Below are 20697 nucleotides of genomic sequence, written 5' to 3' on the forward strand. Positions count from 1 at the left end.
TTAGCCAAAAGACGAGCTAGAGGATACCGTCGTTTCGAGAATTTTCGTGCCATCGCCTACTGGATCGCGGGTAATCTCACGCTCAAAAATCAATGCCCGCTTACCCACTAAAATCTCAGGAGAGCCTCAAGAATCCTACCCACCTGTCCCGCCATAGCCTTGGCGACGGAGGATCCTATTCATCATGGTTTGAATAAACTGAGATGAAACCGGTATTCTCCCTTTGCCTGGCTGCCTTGTCGGACTTCTTCAAAAGAGAGCTTCCCTTCCCGCTTCTGACAGTCTATGGCTCATATCTTGAAATCATCATTGAGTCGGCCATGCCGGCCTGCATCCGTGTGGCGCAAGGGATGCAGACTGTCCAACAAGCAGGAGCGCCCCCTAAAACGATGAGCGAAGATAGAATGAAAGAAGACATCAAACGCGTGGATGAGCCTGATCCCCAGAAAGAGACATCTCCCATTGATGAGGAGTCCCTGAAATCGTCGTGCACCTGGAACGGTGAATCCTTTCCCGAATGGTATAAGGTTTGTCGCAACGGCCGGGTGTATCAGTGCCTTGATGGGCGATGGAGGAATACAGGCAACTCCTGCTGAGTCGATGTTTCCATGGCCATCTTGTCCGACCGAAGAACTCGCTACTGATTCGGAAGGACGGTAGAAAAGCGGGAAGATTCCCGGGGCTTTGATTCGGGATGGTGACTCCATCGTTGCCAAGCTGCCTGGCCCCTGTTGTCTTCCCTCCGGCCATGCTCCGACCCTCCACTATCCGCGCGCTCGTCACGCGCCAGGTTCTGCTTTTCACCCGCAATCCGGTGCGTGGCTTTGAGTTGTTTTTCTGGCCTGTGGTTCAATTGCTTGTGTGGGGCTTCGTGACCGTTTTCCTACAGCAGCAAGTCGGCGGGCAGGTCGAGGGTGGTGGCTTCCCGCAGTTCATTACTTTCCTGATTGGAGCGATCATTCTCTGGGATGCGTTGTTCCGGTCGCAGCAAGGGGTGGCGATCTCCTTTTTGGAAGATGTCTGGACGCGCAACCTGCTCAATATTTTCGCCGCTCCGATCCGCATGACCGAGTATCTTGCGGCAACGTTTTCGGTGGGAGTCTTGCGGGTGTTAGTGACAGCCGTCGTTCTGGCCATCATCGCGATGATGGCCTACTCCTTCAATCTGTTTCAGTTTGAGTGGACCCTGATTGCCTTTTACGGGAATCTGATGATGTTCGGATGGGCGCTGGGAATTATTTCGATCTCGATGATCCTTCGCTATGGTCACGCGGCCGAGTCGCTTGCGTGGGCCGTGCCTTTCATGATCCAGCCTTTTGCCTGTGTTTTTTACGGCGTGGAAGTGCTGCCAAAATGGATGCAGTGGATCGCACTGGCCATGCCTCCGGCCCATATTTTCGAGGGCATGCGCAGTATTCTTGCGGGGAAGGGCATGGATGCCGGTCACCTGCTTCTCGCCACGGGTCTGAATGGGTTTTACCTCGGCGCTTCGGGCCTTCTTTTCAGTCACATGCTTGGTTTGGCCCGAAAAAGAGGTCTCCTGGTGAAAGCTGCCTCGTCCTGATCGCGTTGGGTCCATTCAACCATGAAACCCATCCGTTCGCTCGCTCTACTCCTTTCTGCCACCATGCTCGCTCCTGCCGCTGAGGAGGGCTGGAAAGATCTGCTCGATGATTCCCTGAGTCAATGGGAGGTCCACATGGGGGTCCCCCACAAAACCGTGGTCATTCCCGGTGGTCCTGTCTCCACCAGTGAGAATGGCACCAAGGGAACCCCGCTGGGTCTGAACCAGGACCCGCTCAAGGTTTTCACCACGATTCAGGAGGACGGGCAGACGGTGCTGCATGTCAGCGGGCAGATCTATGCAGGCCTGAGCACCAAGGAGGAATTCGGTGACTACCATCTCAGCCTCGAGATGAAGTGGGGCGAGAAGAAGTGGGAACCGAGACTCACGGATCGTCGTGACTCCGGGGTTCTCATCCATGCCACCGGTCCTCATGGAAAGTTCTGGAATGTCTGGATGGCCTCCCTTGAGTGTCAGATCCAGGAGCACGATTGTGGCGACTTCATCGGTCTGTCGGGGCCGAGCGCGATGATCCGTGTCGGGCCTTCACCCGAGCCTGACAAGCGCCTGATGTATGATCCCGAGGCTGAGGCTCAGCGCACCAGCGCCTACACCAATGCCCGGACCGACGCCGACAAGCCGAACGGCGAGTGGAACACCATCGAGATCTACACGGTCGGTGACGACGCGATTTTTGTTGTCAACGGAACCGTCAACATGGCTCTGAGCGACGCGATGATCGACGGCAAGCCTCTGACCATGGGGAAGATCCAGTTGCAATCCGAAGCTGCCGAGGTTTTCTACCGCAACCTCAGGATTCGTCCCTTGAAGGCGTTTCCTGAGGAGTTTGCCGAGCATCTATCCGAATAGCGGAGGTTGTGAGGCATGATGCCTCCTTCCGCCCCGCTCCCCCACCCGGTTGGCTTCAGGCGGCACTGGGATTGGGGGGCATCTGTCGCCCGCGGGACACCTCCGTGAGGAAAGCGCGTCGTCTCCTCGTGCTGATTCGGGGTGCCCGATTCGCGGGTCGGCTGGTAAAGGCATCGCTACGGGTCTCATGAACTCCGGTCGATTACTCCGGACTGCAGCTTCCGCGTCCTCGACGGCCGGGCTCGAAAATTCCAGGCAATCCCAAGAAATATGCATGACACGTGCACATTCCCTGATTGTCGACACATACCCAGACCGTTAGCTTCCGGGCGGCCCGCCAAAGGCGAGGCGATCAACTAACCCAGCAATCAAACGTAACCGTGAGCTCCGAATCGAAACCAAGAATTGTCCCGCCGCAGTATCTGCTGCCCTTCATTCTCACCACCTGTTGTTTCTCCCTTTGGGGGTTCGCCAACGACTTCACCAATCCATTGGTCAAAGTTTACGAGAACGTCTTCATCATCACGACTTCCCAGGCATCGTGGCTTCAGTTCGCGTTCTACACCGGCTACTTCTGCATGGCCATTCCGGCCGCGCTTTTCATTCGGAAATTCTCCTACAAGGCTGCCATCATGGTAGGCTTCGCGCTTTACGCCCTGGGAGCACTTCTGGCGGTTCCCGCTGCCGCCACGGCCACCTTCGGGATCTTCCTGTTAGGCTCTTACATCCTTACCTACGGACTTGCCTTTCTTGAAACGGCCTGCAACCCGTACATCCTTTCGATGGGGCCGCCTGAAACGGCCACCCAGCGCCTGAACCTTGCCCAGGCTTTCAACCCGATCGGTTCGGTCGTCGGCATGCTTGTCGCCACCCTGGTCCTGGCACCGCAGCTCATGACCGGCAAGTTCCGCACCGAGCTCGGCCAGGAGAATCCTGAAGTCGTAAAGAACCTCATCATCATGGGCGAAGGGGAAACCAGCGCCCTGCCGGAAGGAGCCAAACTCCTCGATGGCGAGACCAGGAAGGCGGAGCTCAAGGATGGATCGATTGTCAACGTTTACGACGAGCTTCCTGATTTCAAGAACACGGTGGGTGCTTTGGATGGAGCCGTGCCGGATGCCCTCAAAGGCCTCAGAGCCAATGATCCCGAGGAGTTCAAGAAGCTGCAGAGTGCGGATCTGAACTCGGTGAAGAAGCCGTATATCATCGTCGCATGCGTGGTGACCGTGTTCCTGTTCATCTTTGCCAAAACGAAGATGCCCGCCTCTCAAGAGACCGCGGCGGATGCGCCATTCGGTCAGGTATGCGCGCGTATTTTTTCCAAGCCATCCTTCCGTGAGGGCGTGCTCGCGCAGGCCTTCTATGTCGGGGCTCAGATCATGTGCTGGACCTTCATTGTGCACTATGGAATGGAGCAGGTCGGCATCTCGCTGGGTCAGGCTCAGGCATGGAACATCGTGGCGATGATCATCTTCCTGTGCAGCCGCTGGATCTGCACCCTGCTTCTCCGCGTGATCAGCCCGGGCGGTCTGCTTGCTGCCTTTGCGCTTGGTGCGATCGCCTTCACCGTGGGTGCGATCACCCTGAAGGGTGAGACCTTCACCATTGGTCTTCCCTCATTCCTCCACAACCTCATTGGAACCGAGCTGGCAGGCAATACCGGCCTGCTCTCGCTGGTCATGATTTCGGCCTGCATGTCGCTGATGTTCCCCACCATTTACGGCATTGCTCTGGGTGGCATGAAGGAGGAGGAGTCCAAAGTCGGCTCCGCCTTCCTGATCATGTCGATCGTCGGTGGCGCCGTGCTGACCAAGCTCCAGGGTGGACTGATTGACAGCCATGGCATCCGTTTCTCGTTTGTGCTGCCAGCGATCTGCTTCGTCTTCATCGCCATCTTCGGCGTTCGTTCGATGCTTCGTCATCGCACGCTCAGCGACATCCCTCATCCGGATGCCGTCTGATTGATTTCCTAAAAACCCATGATACACACACTTCGCAACCTCCTCCTCGCCCTCCCTCTTCCACTCATGGGAGAGGCCAAGTTTCCGGAACCTGTCCCATCTGATGTCCATGACAAGATGGTCGCGGACAAGCTGAAGGAGGTTGACGAAGTGATCGCCAGGGGCCCATTCAAGCCCGAAACGGAGTCGCTCAAAAAGATCGGCATCCCGGAATGGTATGCGGATGCCAAGTTCGGCATTTTCATCCACTGGGGTGTCTATTCCGTGCCCGCCTTTGGCAGCGAATGGTATCCACGCAAGATGTATGATCCGAGCACCGCGGAGTTCAAGCATCACGAGGAGACCTTCGGCCCTGTTTCCAAGTTCGGCTACAAGGACTTCATCCCGCAATTCAAAGCGGAGAAATTCGATGCCACCGCCTGGGCCAGGCTTTTCAAGGAATCGGGAGCCAGATATGTCATGCCGGTCGCCGAGCATCACGACGGCTACTCGATGTATGACAATCCCTTCACCCGCTGGGACACGACCGAGATTGGTCCGATGCGCGATGTGATTGGTGAACTCTCCAAGGCGATCAAGGCCGAGGATTTGAAGTTCTGTGTCTCGAGTCACCGTGCCTTCAACTGGGCTTACTTTTTCCGTATCGAGGGCGCCGACAACACCGACCCGCAGTGGGACGATCTCTACAGTCCGGCCCAGCCCTATCTTTTTCCCAACCCGGAGGAGAACGTCTTCAGCGGACACGGCGAGCACCGACACACCTGGGTTTCCGACCAGGCATTCCGGGACGACTGGCTTGCCCGGACGGCGGACCTCATCGACCGCTATGAACCCGATGTGATCTGGTTCGACTTTGGAATTGGTCGTGACAAGAACGGCACCACCGCCAGCAACGATCACTACGCCCTGAATCAAAAGTTCGCCGCTTACTGCTACAACAAGGCTGCCGAGCGAGGTCAGGAGGTGACCATCAACTACAAGTGGAATGCCTACCAGGATGGAGAAGCCATGCTCGACATCGAACGCGGCAAGCTTGCCGGCATTCGTCCGGAACTTTGGCAAACCGACACCTCCGTGAGCTATAGTAGTTGGGGGTATGTGACCAACCATCAGTACAAGCCGGTCAATGTGATCGTCGACGATCTGATCGACATCGTTTCCAAGAATGGTGTGCTACTTCTCAACATCGGTCCCAAGCCCGACGGCAGCATACCTGAGGAAGAGCAGAGGATTCTCCGGGAAATCGGAGCCTGGCTGAAAGTGAACGGGGAAGGCATTTATTCCTCCCGCCCATGGAAGTCCTTCGGCGAAGGCCCGACAGGCAACGCCGAAGGCGCCCATCAGGAGCACAAACAGAAGGGCTACACTCCCGAAGACATTCGCTTCACCACGCGCGATGGAGCCCTCTACGCCTTCCTTATGGAATGGCCGCGGACTTCGGTCGTCATCAAGTCACTCAAACTCGGCAACGAATTTGAATCTCGCAAGGTAGCGGCGGTCAGCATTCTCGGAGGTGCGGAGCTGGGGTTCGAGCAGACGACCGAAGGCCTGAAGGTGGAGCTTCCGACGGAAGCGCCCACGGCCCACGCCAGCGCGCTCAAGATCAGCTTCGCCGACTGAAGGCATTTGTTTCACGACCGACTCGATCGCTTCCGCCCCCACGGAAGCCACCCATCTCGCAAGGAGTCGATACCGCTCGGCGCTTCCGCGTGTGGGATGGATGAATGGCGGCAGGCTTGTTCCGTGGACAAGGCAGAATCGAACTCAGGGACGCCCGGCCAGCCAGAGTTCGCGCATCTCGGCTGGAGTCCAGGCACGTTTCGCGATCAGGAACTCATCCATCAAGCCATCGAGGTTTCGGACTTCCCACTTCGTCCCGGCCGCCCATTCGTGATACGGCCAGTTGCCGATATCCGCAATCCCGACGCCCAGCTCCCGAGGTTCTTCGATGGCCACCGTCCCAATCACTTCGCCATTCACGTAGTGGATTACCTGCCGGGCTTTGCTGTCGTAGACGACACCGAGATGCACCCATTCACCCAATTTGATGAACTGATAGAGATTGACGGGACAGTGATAGTACTGGCGGTCCGAGCGTCCATTCAGGGGGGCTGATTCGGCAAAGTGGAGATGCATTACCTTTTCATTAACATTGATCAGCGTCCAATGAATGTGATTGTCCTGCCTCGTTTCCGGATGGATCAGGGACACCTCGGCGGAACCGATATCGTCAAGACGCACCCAGCAAGCGAGGGACAGGTCCTTGTATAAACCCGGCAGGTCCAACCTCACGCGATGGGATGAATTGTTAAAGCTCAAGGCCCCCTTCCCCGGCCAACGTCCATCGACCCATTTGCATCCGACGATTGCTCCATCCGTGTGCGGCGGGCCCGCCTCGGCATGATTTCGGACCTGACGTTCCCATGAGGAAACGCGCGGCAAGGTGTAGGCGATGAGCATGTCCGGATCCTGAGACAAGGTGGCCTGATAGGCGGCCCATTCCTCGAAGCGGGCCTGCGCACCTTCGCTCAACTGCACCGATGCCTGAAACTCCCTCGGGCGGGCAGCGATGGCCTTTGAGCGATGATCCGCACCATAGCTCACGGCATTCCCTGATTTGAGAATTCGTTCAGGCTGTCCTTTTTCGAGGATCGACTGGACCCTCACCTCACCTTCGAGGACGTGGACTTCACCCTGTCCGTTTTTCTCGAGCTTGATGCCGAACTCCGTCCCGAGGTCCACCACCTTGAAGGCGGTGCTATCGACCCGGAATCCGCGGGCAGGTGGCGGCACATTTGCCCACAGATTGCCGTAATCGAGACGGCACAATTCCGGGCTTATCAGATGGAACTTCGCCGGCGCGCGGAGAATCACGGTGACTCCCGAGTAGAAATCAATCTGAGCCACCCCTTCCAACAATTCGATCGTTCCCTCGCCGATGGGTGAACCATCGCCCAAGCGGTCCAAGGGCAGACTCGTTTGTTCACCCCAGACGGCATGACTTGATCGGGAAATCACCGCAATACCCTCGGAGTCCAGAGCGCTCGCCGCCTCCTTCGCCTGGGTCATCGGCTGTGACTTTTCGGGCTCCCAGGGTTTGGCCAGCATCAGGGCGATGGCGGCGGCCGCCGCAAGCCCTCCGGCCAGCACGGGAACCCACCGACGGATGACATTCCCCGATCGACTCGTGGACCTTTCGATCGTGCGATTGCTGATCGCCTCCTTGAGATCAGCGGCCAGATACAATTGTTCGACCAAGCGGCGCCGGCCGGCGGGGTGATGCCTGATGATCTCGCGCAGCCGGCCGGCATCGGGTTCCTCGAGGGAATCCGAGCGCAAACGTTCCGCCAGACGATCGACTTCACGATTGGAAAATTTCTGCATCATGAATCGTAGTTACGGGGTCTCCGGGCTTCGGCCCATCCGCCGGTGGATGCAGTCGAGCAGCAGCCCGTGCGCCTTCTCCAGGAGGAGGTAGACGGATCGCACGCTCATTCTCTGTTCCTTGGCGATGGATTTCACGGGGCTCTCTTTTTGATAGCGTGCCCAGAGGACCTCTTGGCAGCGGGAAGGGAGTTTCGCCAGACAGTGCTGCAGGTCATCGCGACGGTCTTCCATTTCGCAGCCGAGCGAGACCGACTCATCCGCCAATTTCATGAGATCCTCGTCTTCCAGAGATAGTGGAAGCCGCATTTGTTTTCGTCGCCAGTTCAGCGCGCAGAACCGCGCGACGCTCATTGCCCAGGCGGCAAAGTCCGTGCCTTCTTCGAATTGGTCGAACTTGCGCCAAAGCACCATCGATACCTCCTGCATCAAATCCTCGGAGGAGGTGTGATTGTGCAGAAGCGAATAAATGAAGCCGTAGATCCGATGGCGGTTCGTAATCAGCAACTGTGAAAACAACTCGCCTCGCCCGCTGTCATTGGTGGCTATGGAATTCCCGCCCATCTACGCAGGACAATGTCGGCCGCGCCCAGCCATTGCAAAGTATCTCCAACAAAGATTCGCAGAACTCCTTGAGTCCCTGTGATTTGTCATACAACCTGGAGGATTGGGCGTATGACGGGAGAGTTATCCCCAGCGCAGCCCTTGGCCCCTCCGCTCGGGTCCTAGAGATTCTCCGGCGTTTGGAGAAGTTCGCTGATCCGAGCAAGAAGCATTCCCGCGCCTCCTCCGTCGACCACGCGGTGATCGAAGGTGACCACCAGATCCGCTTCCGTGATCGGGACGAAGGCCTCGACCTGCTTGCTCCAGGTCGGACGGGTCACACCAGCGGCCAGACCGAGAATCAGGGTTTCATTCGGAAGCGGAATCGGAGTGCCGGATGTTAGGCCGAAGGTTCCGAAGTTCGTCACCGTCGCGATGCCTCCCTTGGTATCGTTTTCAGTCAGACGGCGGCGTCTCGCCCGATCGACCATCGCGGCATATTCATCCGTCAGCTGTGCCAGCGTCATGGTATCCACATTCCGCAGAACGGGCACCACCACGCCGTCTTCCACCTGCACCGCCACGCCGATATCGAAGGCGCGCGGATGCACGATCTTCTCGCCTATCAGGAATCCCGCGCTCGCCGGATCCTCTGCCAGTGCGATCGCAAAGGCGCGGAGGACGTAGAGCGTCAGCCCCGGTTTCGGATCCTGCTTGCCGCGGTGGTCCAGAGTCCGGTCGAGGCGCACCGGGCGACCCACCGTCGCAAGCGGACGGGTCCAGCTGCGGCGCATCGCATCCGCCACTGCCAGGCGCATCGGTGACGCGTGGCTGCTGGGCCATGTTTCGATGTAATCCAGGAATTTTTCGAGATCCTCGACCGTCACCCGGCCGGCAGCACCGGTTCCGACGACTGCGGAAATGTCCGCTTCGCGAAGACCCAGCTCATCCATCCGTGCGCGCATCCGAGGCGAGATGTAGTGCGCACCCTTGACCCCGGCGGGCACGGGAAGTCCGCGCACGCTCGGCTCGACTACCGGCTGCTGCTCTTCATACGTCTCGTCATCGACGGCGAAGTGAAGGTTCTTTTCCTCCTGCTCGGGGGCCGCTGCTGCCGCCACCCGCTTTTCGGCTGCGGACTCCAGCGTTTCCACTCCTGTCTTCGCGACTTCTTCATCCGTGACTTCGAGGAGTCCGAGGGTGGTCCCAACGGGATAGGTCTCGCCTTCCTTCGCCGTGATTTCCCTCACGACTCCGGAGCAGAGCGTCGTTACTCCCATCGTCGCCTTCTGGGTTTCCACCTCGATCACCTCCTGATCGGCGGCGACGCTGCCACCTTCTGTGATGTCGATGCGAATAATCGTCGCCTCGGCGATCGACTCGCCGAGCTGGGGCATGAGAATCGGAACGGTTGGCATACTAGAAAGATAGTAGCTCGCGCAGGGCGAGACAGGTGATTTCAGGAGTTGGGCAAGATGTCGCCCGTAGCTTGGTTGGAAGCGGGTTCGACATACTCAGAAGGATAACAGCTCTCTCATCGCCAGGCAGATTGTTTCGGGCGTAGGGCGATGAGCAGCCCAGAGGTTCGGGTGATAGGGCACCGGCGTATCGCGGGAGTTCAGCCGCTTCGGCGGAGCATCCAGCAGATGGAAGCCTTCGGTAACCACCCGGGAAACCACCTCCGCAGTGACCCCGCCCCAGGGAAATGCTTCGCCGAGCGCCAGCAAGCGACCGGTGCGTGCCACGCTCGCTAGAACCGTGTCCATATCGAGCGGCTTGACGGTGCGCAGGTCGACGACCTCGATATCCCAACCGCTCTCGACCTTCAATCGATCCGCCGCGCGGACCGCTTCATGGACCATCGCACTGTAGGCCACGATCGTGGCGTGCTTTCCCGGACGGGTAATCCGGGCGCGTCCGAGAGGAAGACCGTCGCCATTGATCGAGTTTGCCTTCAGCCAGCGGTACAGGAACTTGTGCTCGCAGTAGACCACCGGATCATCGAGCTCTACCGCCTGAATCAGCATGTGGTAGGCATCCGAGACCGTGGCGGGAGTGACCACCACGATGCCGGGATAGTGGGCATAGATCGCTTCCATGCTTTGACTGTGGAACGGACCGGATCCGGGCGTGCCACCGGAAGGAAGCCGCACCGTGATCGGCACCGGCACTCCGGTTCGGTAGTAGTGGGTTCCCGCCTGGTTGACGATCTGATTGAAGGCCACCGACGAGAAATCCGCGAACTGCATTTCGATGATCGGCCTCATGCCATCGACAGCCGCGCCGATGGCCATGCCAACCATCGCATCCTCACTGATCGGGGAATCCAGAACCCGGCCGGGATACGCTTCCGCCAGACCTTTGGTCGCCTTGAAGGCACCGCCGAAATTGGCGATGTCCTGACCGTAAAGAAACACCCGTGGGTCGTCCTTCAGCAGTTTTTCCTGAGCTTCGCGAATCGCGTCGACGTAGGTAATGCTCATGCTTCGCTCGTCGTTGAAAGGTTCTGTGAAAAGGCTTCCCATTCTTCGTGCCATGGGTCGGGCACCGGGTCCTGCTGAGCGACGGCCAGAACCCGCTGAATTTCGTCAGCCACTTCATCGCGCCAGGCCGCGATTTCCTCGGCGCTGGCGTAGCCTGCCGCCACCAGCTGTTCCCTGGCGACGTCCATGCAATCACGTCCCACATGTCCTGCCCGCAAGGTATCCGGAACGTAGCTTCCATCGTCATGCTCACCGTGACCGCTCAGGCGCAGCAATCTCGCCACCACCATCTGGGGTCCCTGCCCTTCTCTCGCCTGTTGCACGGCGGCGCCGATGCCACGCACGCAATCGAGAAAATCCGTGCCGTCCACCGAGTGGGCGCCGACGCCGTAGCCCTTTGCCCGGTCGAGCAGGTCTTCACAGGCGAACTGCCGATCATTCGGTGTCGAGTAGGCGAACTGATTGTTCGCCACCACCACGACCAGTGGAAGTTTCTCGACCGCCGCCGCATTCAGACCTTCATGAAAGGCCCCTGTCGAGGTTGCGCCATCGCCCACACAGGTCGCTCCGACGGTTCCAGCCAGCTCGCCTTTCAAGCGCCGCGAGAGCAGCACCCCCGTAACCATGGGAACCTGGGCTCCGAGGTGGGAAATCATTGCCAGCATGCCTTCTTTCGGCCGGCCACGGTGGATATTGCCGTCGCGACCGCGCATCGGACCAAGCTTCGAGCCGAGATACGTGCGGGCACAGTCCATGACATCCTCGCCAAACCCCGTGCGCCCCGCCTGATCTCGGATCAGCGGCGCAAACACGTCGCGGCCCTGGATCAATGAGCAGCCGAGAGAGCCACTCACGGCCTCCTGGCCCTTGCCCAGATAGACGCCGCCGACGATTTTCCCCGCCTTATAAAGACTGGAAAGCTTGGTCTCGAGCTGCCGTGCCTTGAGCATTGCCAGAAACACCCGCCGAGCCTGCTCCCGTTCCGAGCCGGATGTCTGATCGTTCGTTACCCCCACGCGGGAAAGCTAAGGTTGCCAGCCCTTTTCCCGCAAGGGGTTTGCGTGTTTCGGTCGCTCACTTTGCCCGATTCCTTCCGATCTCCGTCCAATCCACCGTCAGCACCGGGAAAAATCCCACATTCCCGCCGCCTGAGATTCCCTCAAACCCACTGTACCCTTTTCTGCTCGACCGTCGTCTCTACCTTGAAGGCACGGCCATTATGACTACCGACCAGCTCACCGAACTTGTAGAAGCTCACCAAACGGAACTTTTCCGCTACCTGAAGTACCTGGGGGCGAACCACAGCGCGGCTGAAGACTTGGTTCAGGAGGTCTACATCCGCGCTTTCAAGGCATCCGCCACTCCCGATCTCACCAACCCGGTGGTTCGGCTCAGCTGGCTGCGCCGGATTGGTCACAATCTGTTCATCGACCATTGTCGCCGCAACACCCGATCGCCGATCGCTTTCAACAGCGAAACCGCTGAGCATGCCGAGAATTTCTGGCAAAACGAATTCATCCCCCACGATCAGGGCTTCGCCTGCATGGAGGCGCTCGAACAGTGCCTGCGTGGACTTCCAGAACGCCAACGTGCGATGGTCGACTCCTTCTACCACGCCCGCCAATCCCGCGATCAGCTCGCTTCGGAATTCGGCATCTCGCCCGATAGCGTAAAAATGGCACTCCGACGCATTCGTCACGGCCTCGGCAGCTGCATTCAACGGCGCCTCGCATCTTCCCTATGAATTCCGACGACCATCGCGATCGCCTCGTCGACATGCTGCTGCGTGAACTCGTCGGTCGGGAAACGCCACCCGACGTCTTGGAAAAAGTTCTCGAAGCGGTCCGCAACGAGCCCGGCAAGGCAAGATCCGTTCATCGCCCGGCACCTGTTAGCCTGCCCTCCGCCCGGCCCTCACTGACGCCGATTTTCGCCATCGCCGCGGTCCTCACCCTTGCAGCCGTGTGTCTCGGGGTGATGCATTTTCAGAAAATTGCGGACCGCAGGACTCCGACGCTCAGCGCCACCACCGGGTCGGTAAACCTTTCACCAGGAAAGCTTCATGGCGGCTCGCGGATCAAAACTGGCAGCGACTCCACGGCGACTCTTGATTACCCCGACGGCACTCAGGTCATCATCGAGCCCTTGAGCTCCGTTTCCCTTCCCGAACTTTCCCTCAGCGACCAGTCAAAGGTCCTCGATGTCACGAGCGGCGGACTGCAGGCTGATGTGGCAGCTCAAGGGAGCAGGTATCCAATGACGCTCAACTCCGAGCACGCCCAGGCCATCGTCGTCGGCACCAGGCTATCCTTCTCGACCAGCGCGACACGGACCCGATTGGAAGTCACCGAGGGAGAAGTCCGCTTTGCCCCGAAGAACGAGCCCAGAACGATCAGTGTCGGCACCGGCGAGTATGCCGAAGCCGATCCATCACGCCCCTCGATCTCGGGTCCGATGATTCCCAAACCGCCAGGCACCATCACTGGATTCACCTTGATGAACGCCGACACCGATGAACCGATCAGCGACGAGCTCATCCACAGCGGACAAATCATCTCACTGTCTTCACTACCCACAAAGCGGATCAGTCTTCGTGCCGAGCTCGCTGGTGAAACGCCCTTCAACGTGCGGTTCGCCGCCATCCGTCTCGATGGCAAGGACGTCGGCATCGCCAAGTTCGTGCCTCAGCATTACCCACCCTTTTTCCTGGCAGGAGACCATTCGGAAAGCCAACGCCCCGCGGACTGCCGCCCGTGGATCCCCCAGCCCGGCACCTACCGGATCTCCGCCATCCCGACATTTGGGCGAGGGAACGCACAGCGAAGCGGCGAAAGCGTTTCGATCGACCTCACCTTTTCGGATTAGACGCTCAACGCATCCCGGCAGGGCATGGCTTATCGGGCGGATCGGGCTCCAATCGCTCGACACCCAGCGGGCGTCCGCCTAAACAGCCCTGCACTCTTATGAAACCGACTCTGATCGTTCTCGCAGCAGGCATGGGCTCCCGATACGGCGGCCTGAAGCAGATGGACCCGATGGGACCCAATGGAGAAACCGTTCTCGATTACTCCGTGTTCGACGCCATTCGCGCCGGTTTTGGAAAGGTCGTTTTCGTCCTCCGTGAGGATTTCGCCGAGGCTTTCAAGGAAGGCGTCGGGGCTCGTTTTGCGGATCGGATCGAGGTCGATTACGCCTTTCAAAAGCTCGACGACCTCCCGGAAGGCTTCTCGGTTCCTGCAGATCGCGTGAAACCGTGGGGCACCTCTCACGCCGTCCGCGCGGCACGCCATGTGGTCGACGGTCCCTTCGCGGTGATCAATGCCGACGACTTCTACGGGGCCGATGCCTACCGTGTCATCGTCGAGTGGTTCGCTGCTAACAACCGCAGCGATGGCAAGGACCACTACGCCATGGTCGGCTACCCACTCCGCAACACCCTTTCCGATCACGGTTCCGTCAATCGCGGCATTTGCCAAACCGACGACTCGAATCTGCTCACCGACGTCGAGGAAATCGTCGACATCGCACGCGGTGACGATGGCGTTCCGCGTGGATCCCGCATCGACGGGAGCATCATTGAGATCAGTGCCGACAGCCCGGTTTCGATGAACTTCTGGGGTTTTACCGAGAGCTACTTCGCGCAACTCGAAGATCACTTCACCACGTTCCTCAAGGAGAAGGGCAGCGAACTGAAGTCCGAATGCTACATTCCCACCGTGGTTGATGATCTGATCCGCAAGGGCCTCGCCGATTGCGAAGTGCTCGAAACCTCGGCCTCATGGTTTGGCGTCACTTATCCCGACGACAAACCGCACGTCGTTGAATCGATCGCGGCGCTCATCGAGAATGGGGCCTACCCGAGCCCGCTTTGCTGAGGCCCGCCGCTTTTCCGGCAGGTCGTCAGCCATCGCTTTCGGCCTGCTCCTTGCGTCGGCGCGCCAGCTCCCACATGAAGACCGCGGAAGTCGCGGCTGGATCCAGCACGGCTGAACCGGTTTCAACCGGCACATGCGCCAGGGAATCGCAAGCCAGGTTCCAGAAGCGACCCAGCCCTTCCACTTCGGCTCCGAGAACGATCGCCAGGCGTCCGGGTTCGATCTCCAGCGACTCGAGCGAGACGCTTCCCTCGCCCGCCGCCCCACCGATCATGGTGAAGCCGGCCGTCTTCAGGCAGCGGAGGATCTGACCTCCATCCGCGACCCGTACCGGCAGGCGGAAAACCGCCCCCGCCGAGGCTCTAACAGCTCCGCGCTCAAAGGGAGACACCCCTTCCCTTCCAAAGATCACCGCCTGAGCTCCGAGAGCCGCCGCGTTCTTGAGGATCGATCCCACCTGCTCTTCGCTGTGGAGCCGCGGGCAAACCACGACCAAGGCGTCCTCATCCATTTCCTTCATCAGGCCCGCCACATCCGCCGTCTCATCGGGCAGCTTGGTGAGCCCCAGCACGCCCTCGTGATTTTCCGGCCCGACCAGGCGGTCCAGCTCGGCAATCGGCCGGCGGTGCAATTCAAGTCCGCTCCAAACGGGTGGCTCCCAGTCGCAGTTTTCTCCGGCCAGGATGCCGGCAAGGTCCCACCAGCCTGCGACGGCAGCCTCCACGGCCTGCCGACCCTCCAAGATCACCCACGGATCTTCCCGGTCGGTGATCTGTTTCTGCAACTCCCTGACCCAATCCGGCTCGTCGTCCACGAGCGATGGTCTAGCAACAAGACGCTCAGCCGTCTATCCCCGGCCAGATCATTTGTCAGGATCATTTGTGAGGACCAGAAAGTGAGCATCGCGGCCAATTCCGGGGTCGCCAGACAGACCGGCATCACACAGCCCATCAGATCTCCTTTTTGGCGGAAAAAAATGTGGTTTAAGCAAGTTTACACTTTGCATTTCTGTAACACGAGATCACTTTTCCGACGCGCTTCGGCGCGATGCTTGCTGGGAGAGGCCAACGCCTGACACCGAATTGCACTCCGGGGGGAGGGTCAATTCAATTGGCGCTGATACCACCAGCAGCACTCAGAAAAGTCGCGAGTTGTGAATCCGGGGGGAATCCAACTCGCGTCTTTCTGTACCCTCGGCGCCCGGACCGACATTCCGCTCAGAGCTCGTTGTATTTCAGGTTGTTTCCCTTTGCCTTGGAAACCGGATAGCGCTCCTCGTTGCGTGCAATTTTTGCTTCCATCACCTCGCCCAGGTTCATTCCCAGCAGGTCCGCCATTTCAAAAAGGAGGATCCCCACATCGGCGATCTCCGAAGCAATCTCTTCGCGGTGATCGGCAGCGCGCGTCTCGACCTGATCCGGCTGCTGCCAGACAAAGTGCTGCATCAACTCGCCCGCTTCCGCCGCAATTGCCACGGCCATGTCCTTTGGATTGTGGAACTGTTCCCAATCCCGAGCCGCTGCAAAACTCCGAATCCTACCAGTAAGCTGCTTGATCGAGTCTGACATGCATCGACTTCGCAGCATTGCGCCAGCTTGCCAAGCCGATTCCCGGAATCACACCGGCCCTTGCGCCTCACAGGACTATGACTATCTTGTCCTCAATGAAACGACTCTGGCCCCTGATGCTCGCCCTCTCTCTCAGCGCTTGTGCCGATCAAACCGCTATGGAAACCGACGACAAGAAACCTGAAACTCCGCCCGCCGTGGTGAAGAAAACCGACGCCGAGTGGAAGAAAGAGCTCACGCCCGAGCAGTACCGCATCCTTCGCCAGGCTGGCACCGAGCCTGCCAACGGCCCGGTCTATCAGCAGTTTAAAAAACAGGGCGGCGGCACCTACTACTGCGCCGGTTGCGATGCCGAGCTCTTCTCATCCAAGGAGAAGTTCGACTCCCATTGCGGTTGGCCGTCGTTTTACGATCCGGCGAATGCCAAGAACGTCAAGACCAGCGTCGACTACCACATCGGCGTGCCGCGCACCGAAGTTCTCTGTGCCGTGTGTGATGGCCACCTGGGACACGTCTTCACCGGCGAAGGCTTCGACACCCCCACCGACAAACGCTACTGCATCAACGGCATCGCGTTGAAATTCGTGCCATTCGAGGAGGAGAAAGCCGACAAGCCGGCACCCGAGACCGAGGAGAAAAAGTCCTGACCCGCGCCTCAAGCTGAGTTGCTATCCACTTCGAACAGGCGCTCCGCCGCTCGCACGGCGTCGCCGTCTTCTGGAAGGCACTCCGCCCCGAGCGGCAGGGTGTAACCCATATCACGAACCCTGCGGAAGACTTCCGAGTAGTTGACTTCGCCGGTGCCCGGTTCATGCCGGCCCGGCGAATCGGCAAATTGCACGTAGCCGATCCACTCGCGCCCTTTTTCGAGGTTATCGAGGAGATTGCCTTCGAAGCGCTGCATGTGGAAGAGGTCCCAGTTGAGCTTCACCCACTCGGATCCCACCGCCTTGCAGATCGCGATGCCGTCCTCACTTCCGTAAAGGCAATGGGCCGGGTGATTGTAAGGATTCATCGGCTCGAGAATCACCGTCCGTCGGAACTTCTCCAGAACCGGCACTGCCGCCTTGAGCTTCTCGATCACGGCCGCATGCATCTGCGCTTTGCTCAGTCCATCGATGTCATCGCCGGCGACCACGCAAAAGCGATCGCAGCCGGGAAGAAGCGAGGTCGCCTCACAGGCCGCCTCGATTTCGGCCACGAAGCGCTCGACAGGAAACGTCGGGTCGTTGATCTCCTTGCCAAAGCCCCAGGCAGTGAACTGGGTCGCGGTCATCCCGTGACGCCTCAGCAGATCGCCACCTGTTTTCAAATCCTTGTCCCTCCAGGTCCAGAGTTCGATGGCGGGAAAGCCGAGCCTGGCCGCCTGCTCGATCCGCTCACCGAACTCTCCTTCAAACCACATCTCGATGTTCACCGCGATCGGTGTGTGCGGCGTTCTTCCGGGAAGTTCGATGCTTTCGCTCATGGCCAAAGCCATAACCAACCGCCATGGCATTGCACGCACGGATCCCGCGCTCCTTTAAAGAATCGTGAAATGACCCGAGTTCATTCCGCGTAAGAAACGAATCGTTGAAATGCAGTCGTCCCTACCATCCACTCTGAGCGCCCTTCTTCTCGCCTTCCCGCTTCCCGCGCAAGCAGAGTCGGACGTCTCCTTCCGGGCGGCGCGGCGAGTCCTGGAAACCAAGTGCCTTTCCTGCCACCACCCGGAAAAGACCAAGGGCGATCTCCTGATGACCAGCCGAGAAGACTTCCTCAGGGGCGGTGATTCAGGACCCGTGATCGACCCGGGAAACGCCGATGGCTCCCTGCTCATCGAGCGCATCACCCTCGAGGAAGACCACGACGACATCATGCCGCCAAAGGGCAAGCCCCTCGACGCCGAGGAGATCGCGACCCTCAAGGCATGGATCAACGAAGGTGCTCCCTGGCCCGACGGCATCAGCATGTCGCCGCGCCCTAAAACCGCCCTGCCTGATTGGGACGCCCCCGCCGACCCGGAGATCGAATCCATTGCCGCCTACCCCTCAGAGATCACGCTCGAATCCGAAGCCGATTTCCATCGCGTGATCGTGATTGCCCAGTTCAAGGATGCCTCCACGCAGGACATCACCCGACAGTCGAAACTGTCTCTAACAGATCCATCCCTCGCGCGTCTGTCCGACACGACGCTGCGGCCATTGAAGGATGGCAAAACCACGCTCAGGATTCACTACCGGGGACTCGATACCGAGATTCCGCTCGAAGTGAAGAATGCCTCCACCCCGCGGCCGGTGTCCTTCCAACTCGACGTGATGCCGATCCTCACGTCCGCCGGTTGCAATACCGGCTCCTGTCACGGTTCCGCCCGTGGACAGGACGGCTTCCATCTCACCCTTTATGGATTCGATCCCAAGGGTGACCACTTTCGGCTCACCCGTGAAAGCCCCGGACGGCGCATCAATCTCGCCCTTCCGGACTCCTCGCTCATGCTCACCAAGTCCACCGGCGAGGTCCCCCATACCGGCGGCAAGCTGTTTGGCAAAGAGAGCGAAAACTACCGCATCCTCCGCGAGTGGATCGCCAATGGAGCGGAGTACGACAAAGAAGGCATCCCCCAACCGACGAGCATCAGCATCGAGCCGCCGGAGTTGCTCATGAAGGGAGCCGACATCGAGATCCCCCTCACCGTCCGCGCCAGCTACTCGGATGGGAGTGATCGCGATGTCACCCTCCTGACCTCGTTCTCCTCGTCCAATGACAACTCGGCGAGCATTGAAGCCAACAGCGGCCTGACCCGATCGAAGAACCGCGGTGAAGCCTTTCTGTTAGGACGTTTCCACACCTTTACCGAGGGCGTTCAGACCATTGTCATTCCCGACGACCTGCCTTACACCCGGCCCGAACTCCCCGTCTTCAACGAACTCGACCGGCACGTCTACGACAAGCTCCACAAGCTGCGCATCATTCCCTCCGAACTCTGCAGTGATGAGGTCTTCATCCGCCGTGCCTACCTCGATCTGATTGGTCGGGTGCCGAGCACCGAAGAACGTGCCCGCTTCCTCGAAGCGGAGGATGCCACGAAGCGCGCCGCACTCGTCGATGAGCTCATCGATCGCAAGGAGTTCACCGAGCTATGGGTGATGAAATGGGCCGAGCTCCTGCAGATTCGCACCTTTAATCAGGGAGGCCAGCAGGTATCCTACAAGGCCGCGCTCGGCTACTACGGCTGGCTCCGTGAGCGCATTGCCGGAGGGGTGCCATTCAACGAAATCATTCGCGAACTCCTCGCTTCTGAAGGGGGAACCTTCTCCAGCCCCGCCACCAATTTCTTCCAGATCGAACAGGACGTGCTCAAGCTTTCGGAGAACGTCGCCCAGGTCTTCATGGGCACCCGGATCCAGTGCGCCCAGTGCCACAATCACCCTTTCGATCGCTGGACCATGGACGACTACTACGGCTTCGCGTCTTTCTTCGCCCAGGTCAAACGCAAGCCCGCCGAAGACCCGCGGGAACGCATCATCTTCGATGGCGGCGGCGAGGTGAAGCATCCCGTCACCAATCAGAATGTGAAGCCACGCTTCCTCGGTACCGAAACGCCCGAGAACTTTGGCAAGAAATCGCGCCGTGAAGCGGTCGCTGACTGGCTGGCCTCACCCGACAATCCATGGTTCGCTCGCAATGTCGCCAACATCACCTGGGCCCACTTCTTCGGTGTCGGCATCACCGATCCGGTCGACGACATCCGGATATCGAATCCTGCCTCGAATCCCGCTCTGCTCGACGCCCTGGCGGACAAGTTCATCCAATCCAACTACGATATTCGTAGTATCGTGAGACAGATCTGCACGTCGCGCACCTACCAGCTCGCCAGCAGGACCAATGAAACGAACGCCACGGATGAAACCAATTTCTCCCACGCCATGATCAGGCGGCTGCGTGCCGAAGTGCTGCTTGATTCGATCTCCGCCGTCACGGAGACCCCCAGCAAGTTCAAGGGCCTTCCCTCGGGTGCCCGGGCGGTTCAGATTGCCGATGGCAATACCTCGACATACTTCCTCACGACCTTCGGTCGCGCCAGCCGGGCCACGGTCTGCTCGTGCGAAGTCAAGATGGAGCCGAATCTTTCTCAGGCGCTGCATCTCTTGAATGGTGAATCAACCCACAACCGGATCAAATCTAGCAAGGTCATCTCATCGATGATCGAGAAGAAGGTTCCGCCGGAATCGATCGTCGAAAACCTCTACCTGCGAACCCTGGGACGCGTGCCGACGCCGGAGGAGAAGGAAAAGATTGCTCCCCATCTCGCTGAGACAAAGAACCCCAAGGAAACCCGCGAGCTCCTCGACGACGTCTTCTGGGCGCTCCTGAACTCCAAGGAGTTCCTCTTCAACCACTAAGAATCCCTCGGGAGGGGTCGGTCACCCGCTTGCTCTTCAAGAACCCGCCACTCCCCCCGTGTGGTTC

Annotated in this window: 18 protein-coding genes; 10 read left to right on the forward strand and 8 right to left on the reverse strand. The window is 59.2% G+C overall.

Translation table 11 applies throughout. The features are described from left to right. The first annotated feature begins 203 nt into the window (after window positions 1-203). From ACFQY0_RS06635 to ACFQY0_RS06655, 5 genes are all read left to right on the forward strand, one after another. Window positions 204-596 carry a hypothetical protein gene (locus ACFQY0_RS06635; protein ID WP_379710597.1) on the forward strand — a complete coding sequence of 131 codons (393 nt, stop codon included), beginning with the start codon at window positions 204-206 and terminating at the stop codon, window positions 594-596. 152 nt (window positions 597-748) lie between these two features. Then, on the forward strand, window positions 749-1564 hold the full coding sequence (locus ACFQY0_RS06640) for an ABC transporter permease (RefSeq protein ID WP_379710599.1): 816 nt from the start codon (window positions 749-751) through the stop codon (window positions 1562-1564). A gap of 21 nt (window positions 1565-1585) precedes the next feature. Beyond that, window positions 1586-2434 (forward strand): 3-keto-disaccharide hydrolase, encoded by an 849-nt coding sequence (locus ACFQY0_RS06645; protein WP_379710601.1) that lies wholly within the window; start codon window positions 1586-1588, stop codon window positions 2432-2434. Window positions 2435-2814: 380 nt separating this feature from the next. Next, entirely contained in the window at window positions 2815-4395 is a 1581-nt protein-coding gene (locus tag ACFQY0_RS06650) for an MFS transporter (protein ID WP_379710603.1), read from the forward strand. Between the two features lie 18 nt (window positions 4396-4413). Beyond that, complete coding sequence (locus ACFQY0_RS06655) at window positions 4414-6015, forward strand: alpha-L-fucosidase (protein ID WP_379710605.1); 1602 nt, start codon at window positions 4414-4416, stop codon at window positions 6013-6015. A 144-nt stretch (window positions 6016-6159) separates the two neighbouring features. Here the strand turns inward: ACFQY0_RS06655 and ACFQY0_RS06660 are convergent, their stop codons facing one another. The 5 genes from ACFQY0_RS06660 to ACFQY0_RS06680 all read right to left on the reverse strand — a co-directional run bounded on the left by ACFQY0_RS06660 (window position 6160) and on the right by ACFQY0_RS06680 (window position 11821). Continuing rightward, window positions 6160-7782, reverse strand: a complete 1623-nt coding sequence (locus tag ACFQY0_RS06660) for a LamG-like jellyroll fold domain-containing protein (protein WP_379710607.1) — start codon at window positions 7780-7782, stop codon at window positions 6160-6162. Between the two features lie 9 nt (window positions 7783-7791). Beyond that, window positions 7792-8343 carry a sigma-70 family RNA polymerase sigma factor gene (locus ACFQY0_RS06665; RefSeq protein WP_379710609.1) on the reverse strand — a complete coding sequence of 184 codons (552 nt, stop codon included), beginning with the start codon at window positions 8341-8343 and terminating at the stop codon, window positions 7792-7794. Between the two features lie 161 nt (window positions 8344-8504). Continuing rightward, window positions 8505-9740 carry a dihydrolipoamide acetyltransferase family protein gene (locus ACFQY0_RS06670; RefSeq protein ID WP_379710611.1) on the reverse strand — a complete coding sequence of 412 codons (1236 nt, stop codon included), beginning with the start codon at window positions 9738-9740 and terminating at the stop codon, window positions 8505-8507. Window positions 9741-9836: 96 nt separating this feature from the next. Further along, window positions 9837-10805 (reverse strand): alpha-ketoacid dehydrogenase subunit beta, encoded by a 969-nt coding sequence (locus tag ACFQY0_RS06675; RefSeq protein ID WP_379710613.1) that lies wholly within the window; start codon window positions 10803-10805, stop codon window positions 9837-9839. Beyond that, window positions 10802-11821: a thiamine pyrophosphate-dependent dehydrogenase E1 component subunit alpha gene (locus ACFQY0_RS06680; RefSeq protein ID WP_379710615.1), complete on the reverse strand. Its 1020-nt coding sequence runs from the start codon at window positions 11819-11821 to the stop codon at window positions 10802-10804. The genes ACFQY0_RS06675 and ACFQY0_RS06680 overlap by 4 nt, the downstream gene beginning before the upstream one ends. Window positions 11822-12024: 203 nt before the next feature. Between ACFQY0_RS06680 and ACFQY0_RS06685 the strand changes: the two genes are divergently transcribed. The 3 genes from ACFQY0_RS06685 (at window position 12025) to ACFQY0_RS06695 (ending at window position 14680) form a co-directional block, all read left to right on the forward strand. After that, window positions 12025-12549 (forward strand): RNA polymerase sigma factor, encoded by a 525-nt coding sequence (locus ACFQY0_RS06685; RefSeq protein ID WP_379710617.1) that lies wholly within the window; start codon window positions 12025-12027, stop codon window positions 12547-12549. Next, on the forward strand, window positions 12546-13670 hold the full coding sequence (locus tag ACFQY0_RS06690; protein WP_379710619.1) for a FecR domain-containing protein: 1125 nt from the start codon (window positions 12546-12548) through the stop codon (window positions 13668-13670). Before ACFQY0_RS06685 ends, ACFQY0_RS06690 begins: the two co-directional genes overlap by 4 nt. Window positions 13671-13768: 98 nt before the next feature. Next, window positions 13769-14680: a nucleotidyltransferase family protein gene (locus tag ACFQY0_RS06695; RefSeq protein WP_379710621.1), complete on the forward strand. Its 912-nt coding sequence runs from the start codon at window positions 13769-13771 to the stop codon at window positions 14678-14680. Between the two features lie 25 nt (window positions 14681-14705). Here the strand turns inward: ACFQY0_RS06695 and ACFQY0_RS06700 are convergent, their stop codons facing one another. Together ACFQY0_RS06700 and ACFQY0_RS06705 are read right to left on the reverse strand one after the other, a co-directional pair. Next, window positions 14706-15494 (reverse strand): TrmH family RNA methyltransferase, encoded by a 789-nt coding sequence (locus ACFQY0_RS06700; RefSeq protein ID WP_379710623.1) that lies wholly within the window; start codon window positions 15492-15494, stop codon window positions 14706-14708. A gap of 403 nt (window positions 15495-15897) precedes the next feature. After that, window positions 15898-16248 carry a nucleotide pyrophosphohydrolase gene (locus ACFQY0_RS06705; protein WP_379710625.1) on the reverse strand — a complete coding sequence of 117 codons (351 nt, stop codon included), beginning with the start codon at window positions 16246-16248 and terminating at the stop codon, window positions 15898-15900. Window positions 16249-16343: 95 nt separating this feature from the next. On the opposite strand from ACFQY0_RS06705, the gene msrB reads away from it, so the two are divergent. Beyond that, window positions 16344-16895 (forward strand): peptide-methionine (R)-S-oxide reductase MsrB, encoded by a 552-nt coding sequence (gene msrB, locus ACFQY0_RS06710; RefSeq protein ID WP_379710627.1) that lies wholly within the window; start codon window positions 16344-16346, stop codon window positions 16893-16895. A gap of 8 nt (window positions 16896-16903) precedes the next feature. Here the strand turns inward: msrB and ACFQY0_RS06715 are convergent, their stop codons facing one another. Further along, window positions 16904-17716 carry a TIM barrel protein gene (locus ACFQY0_RS06715; RefSeq protein WP_379710629.1) on the reverse strand — a complete coding sequence of 271 codons (813 nt, stop codon included), beginning with the start codon at window positions 17714-17716 and terminating at the stop codon, window positions 16904-16906. A 109-nt stretch (window positions 17717-17825) separates the two neighbouring features. Here ACFQY0_RS06715 and ACFQY0_RS06720 point away from each other — a divergent pair, with 109 nt between their 5' ends. Continuing rightward, window positions 17826-20630 (forward strand): PSD1 and planctomycete cytochrome C domain-containing protein, encoded by a 2805-nt coding sequence (locus ACFQY0_RS06720; protein ID WP_379710631.1) that lies wholly within the window; start codon window positions 17826-17828, stop codon window positions 20628-20630. Window positions 20631-20697 lie beyond the last annotated feature (67 nt).

Origin of the sequence: Haloferula chungangensis (genome assembly GCF_042664875.1) — a bacterium.
Taxonomy (GTDB): Bacteria; Verrucomicrobiota; Verrucomicrobiia; order Verrucomicrobiales; family Akkermansiaceae; genus Haloferula; species Haloferula chungangensis.

Bases quoted from the DNA above. Each gene is read 5' to 3' on its own strand.
- ACFQY0_RS06635 (WP_379710597.1), top strand. From the start codon at position 204: ATGAAACCGGTATTCTCCCTTTGCCTGGCTGCCTTGTCGGACTTCTTC.
- ACFQY0_RS06640 (WP_379710599.1), top strand. From the start codon at position 749: ATGCTCCGACCCTCCACTATCCGCGCGCTCGTCACGCGCCAGGTTCTG.
- ACFQY0_RS06645 (WP_379710601.1), top strand. From the start codon at position 1,586: ATGAAACCCATCCGTTCGCTCGCTCTACTCCTTTCTGCCACCATGCTC.
- ACFQY0_RS06655 (WP_379710605.1), top strand. From the start codon at position 4,414: ATGATACACACACTTCGCAACCTCCTCCTCGCCCTCCCTCTTCCACTC.
- ACFQY0_RS06660 (WP_379710607.1), bottom strand. From the start codon at position 7,782: ATGATGCAGAAATTTTCCAATCGTGAAGTCGATCGTCTGGCGGAACGT.
- ACFQY0_RS06665 (WP_379710609.1), bottom strand. From the start codon at position 8,343: ATGGGCGGGAATTCCATAGCCACCAATGACAGCGGGCGAGGCGAGTTG.
- ACFQY0_RS06670 (WP_379710611.1), bottom strand. From the start codon at position 9,740: ATGCCAACCGTTCCGATTCTCATGCCCCAGCTCGGCGAGTCGATCGCC.
- ACFQY0_RS06675 (WP_379710613.1), bottom strand. From the start codon at position 10,805: ATGAGCATTACCTACGTCGACGCGATTCGCGAAGCTCAGGAAAAACTG.
- ACFQY0_RS06685 (WP_379710617.1), top strand. From the start codon at position 12,025: ATGACTACCGACCAGCTCACCGAACTTGTAGAAGCTCACCAAACGGAA.
- ACFQY0_RS06690 (WP_379710619.1), top strand. From the start codon at position 12,546: ATGAATTCCGACGACCATCGCGATCGCCTCGTCGACATGCTGCTGCGT.
- ACFQY0_RS06695 (WP_379710621.1), top strand. From the start codon at position 13,769: ATGAAACCGACTCTGATCGTTCTCGCAGCAGGCATGGGCTCCCGATAC.
- ACFQY0_RS06705 (WP_379710625.1), bottom strand. From the start codon at position 16,248: ATGTCAGACTCGATCAAGCAGCTTACTGGTAGGATTCGGAGTTTTGCA.
- msrB (WP_379710627.1), top strand. From the start codon at position 16,344: ATGAAACGACTCTGGCCCCTGATGCTCGCCCTCTCTCTCAGCGCTTGT.
- ACFQY0_RS06715 (WP_379710629.1), bottom strand. From the start codon at position 17,716: ATGAGCGAAAGCATCGAACTTCCCGGAAGAACGCCGCACACACCGATC.
- ACFQY0_RS06720 (WP_379710631.1), top strand. From the start codon at position 17,826: ATGCAGTCGTCCCTACCATCCACTCTGAGCGCCCTTCTTCTCGCCTTC.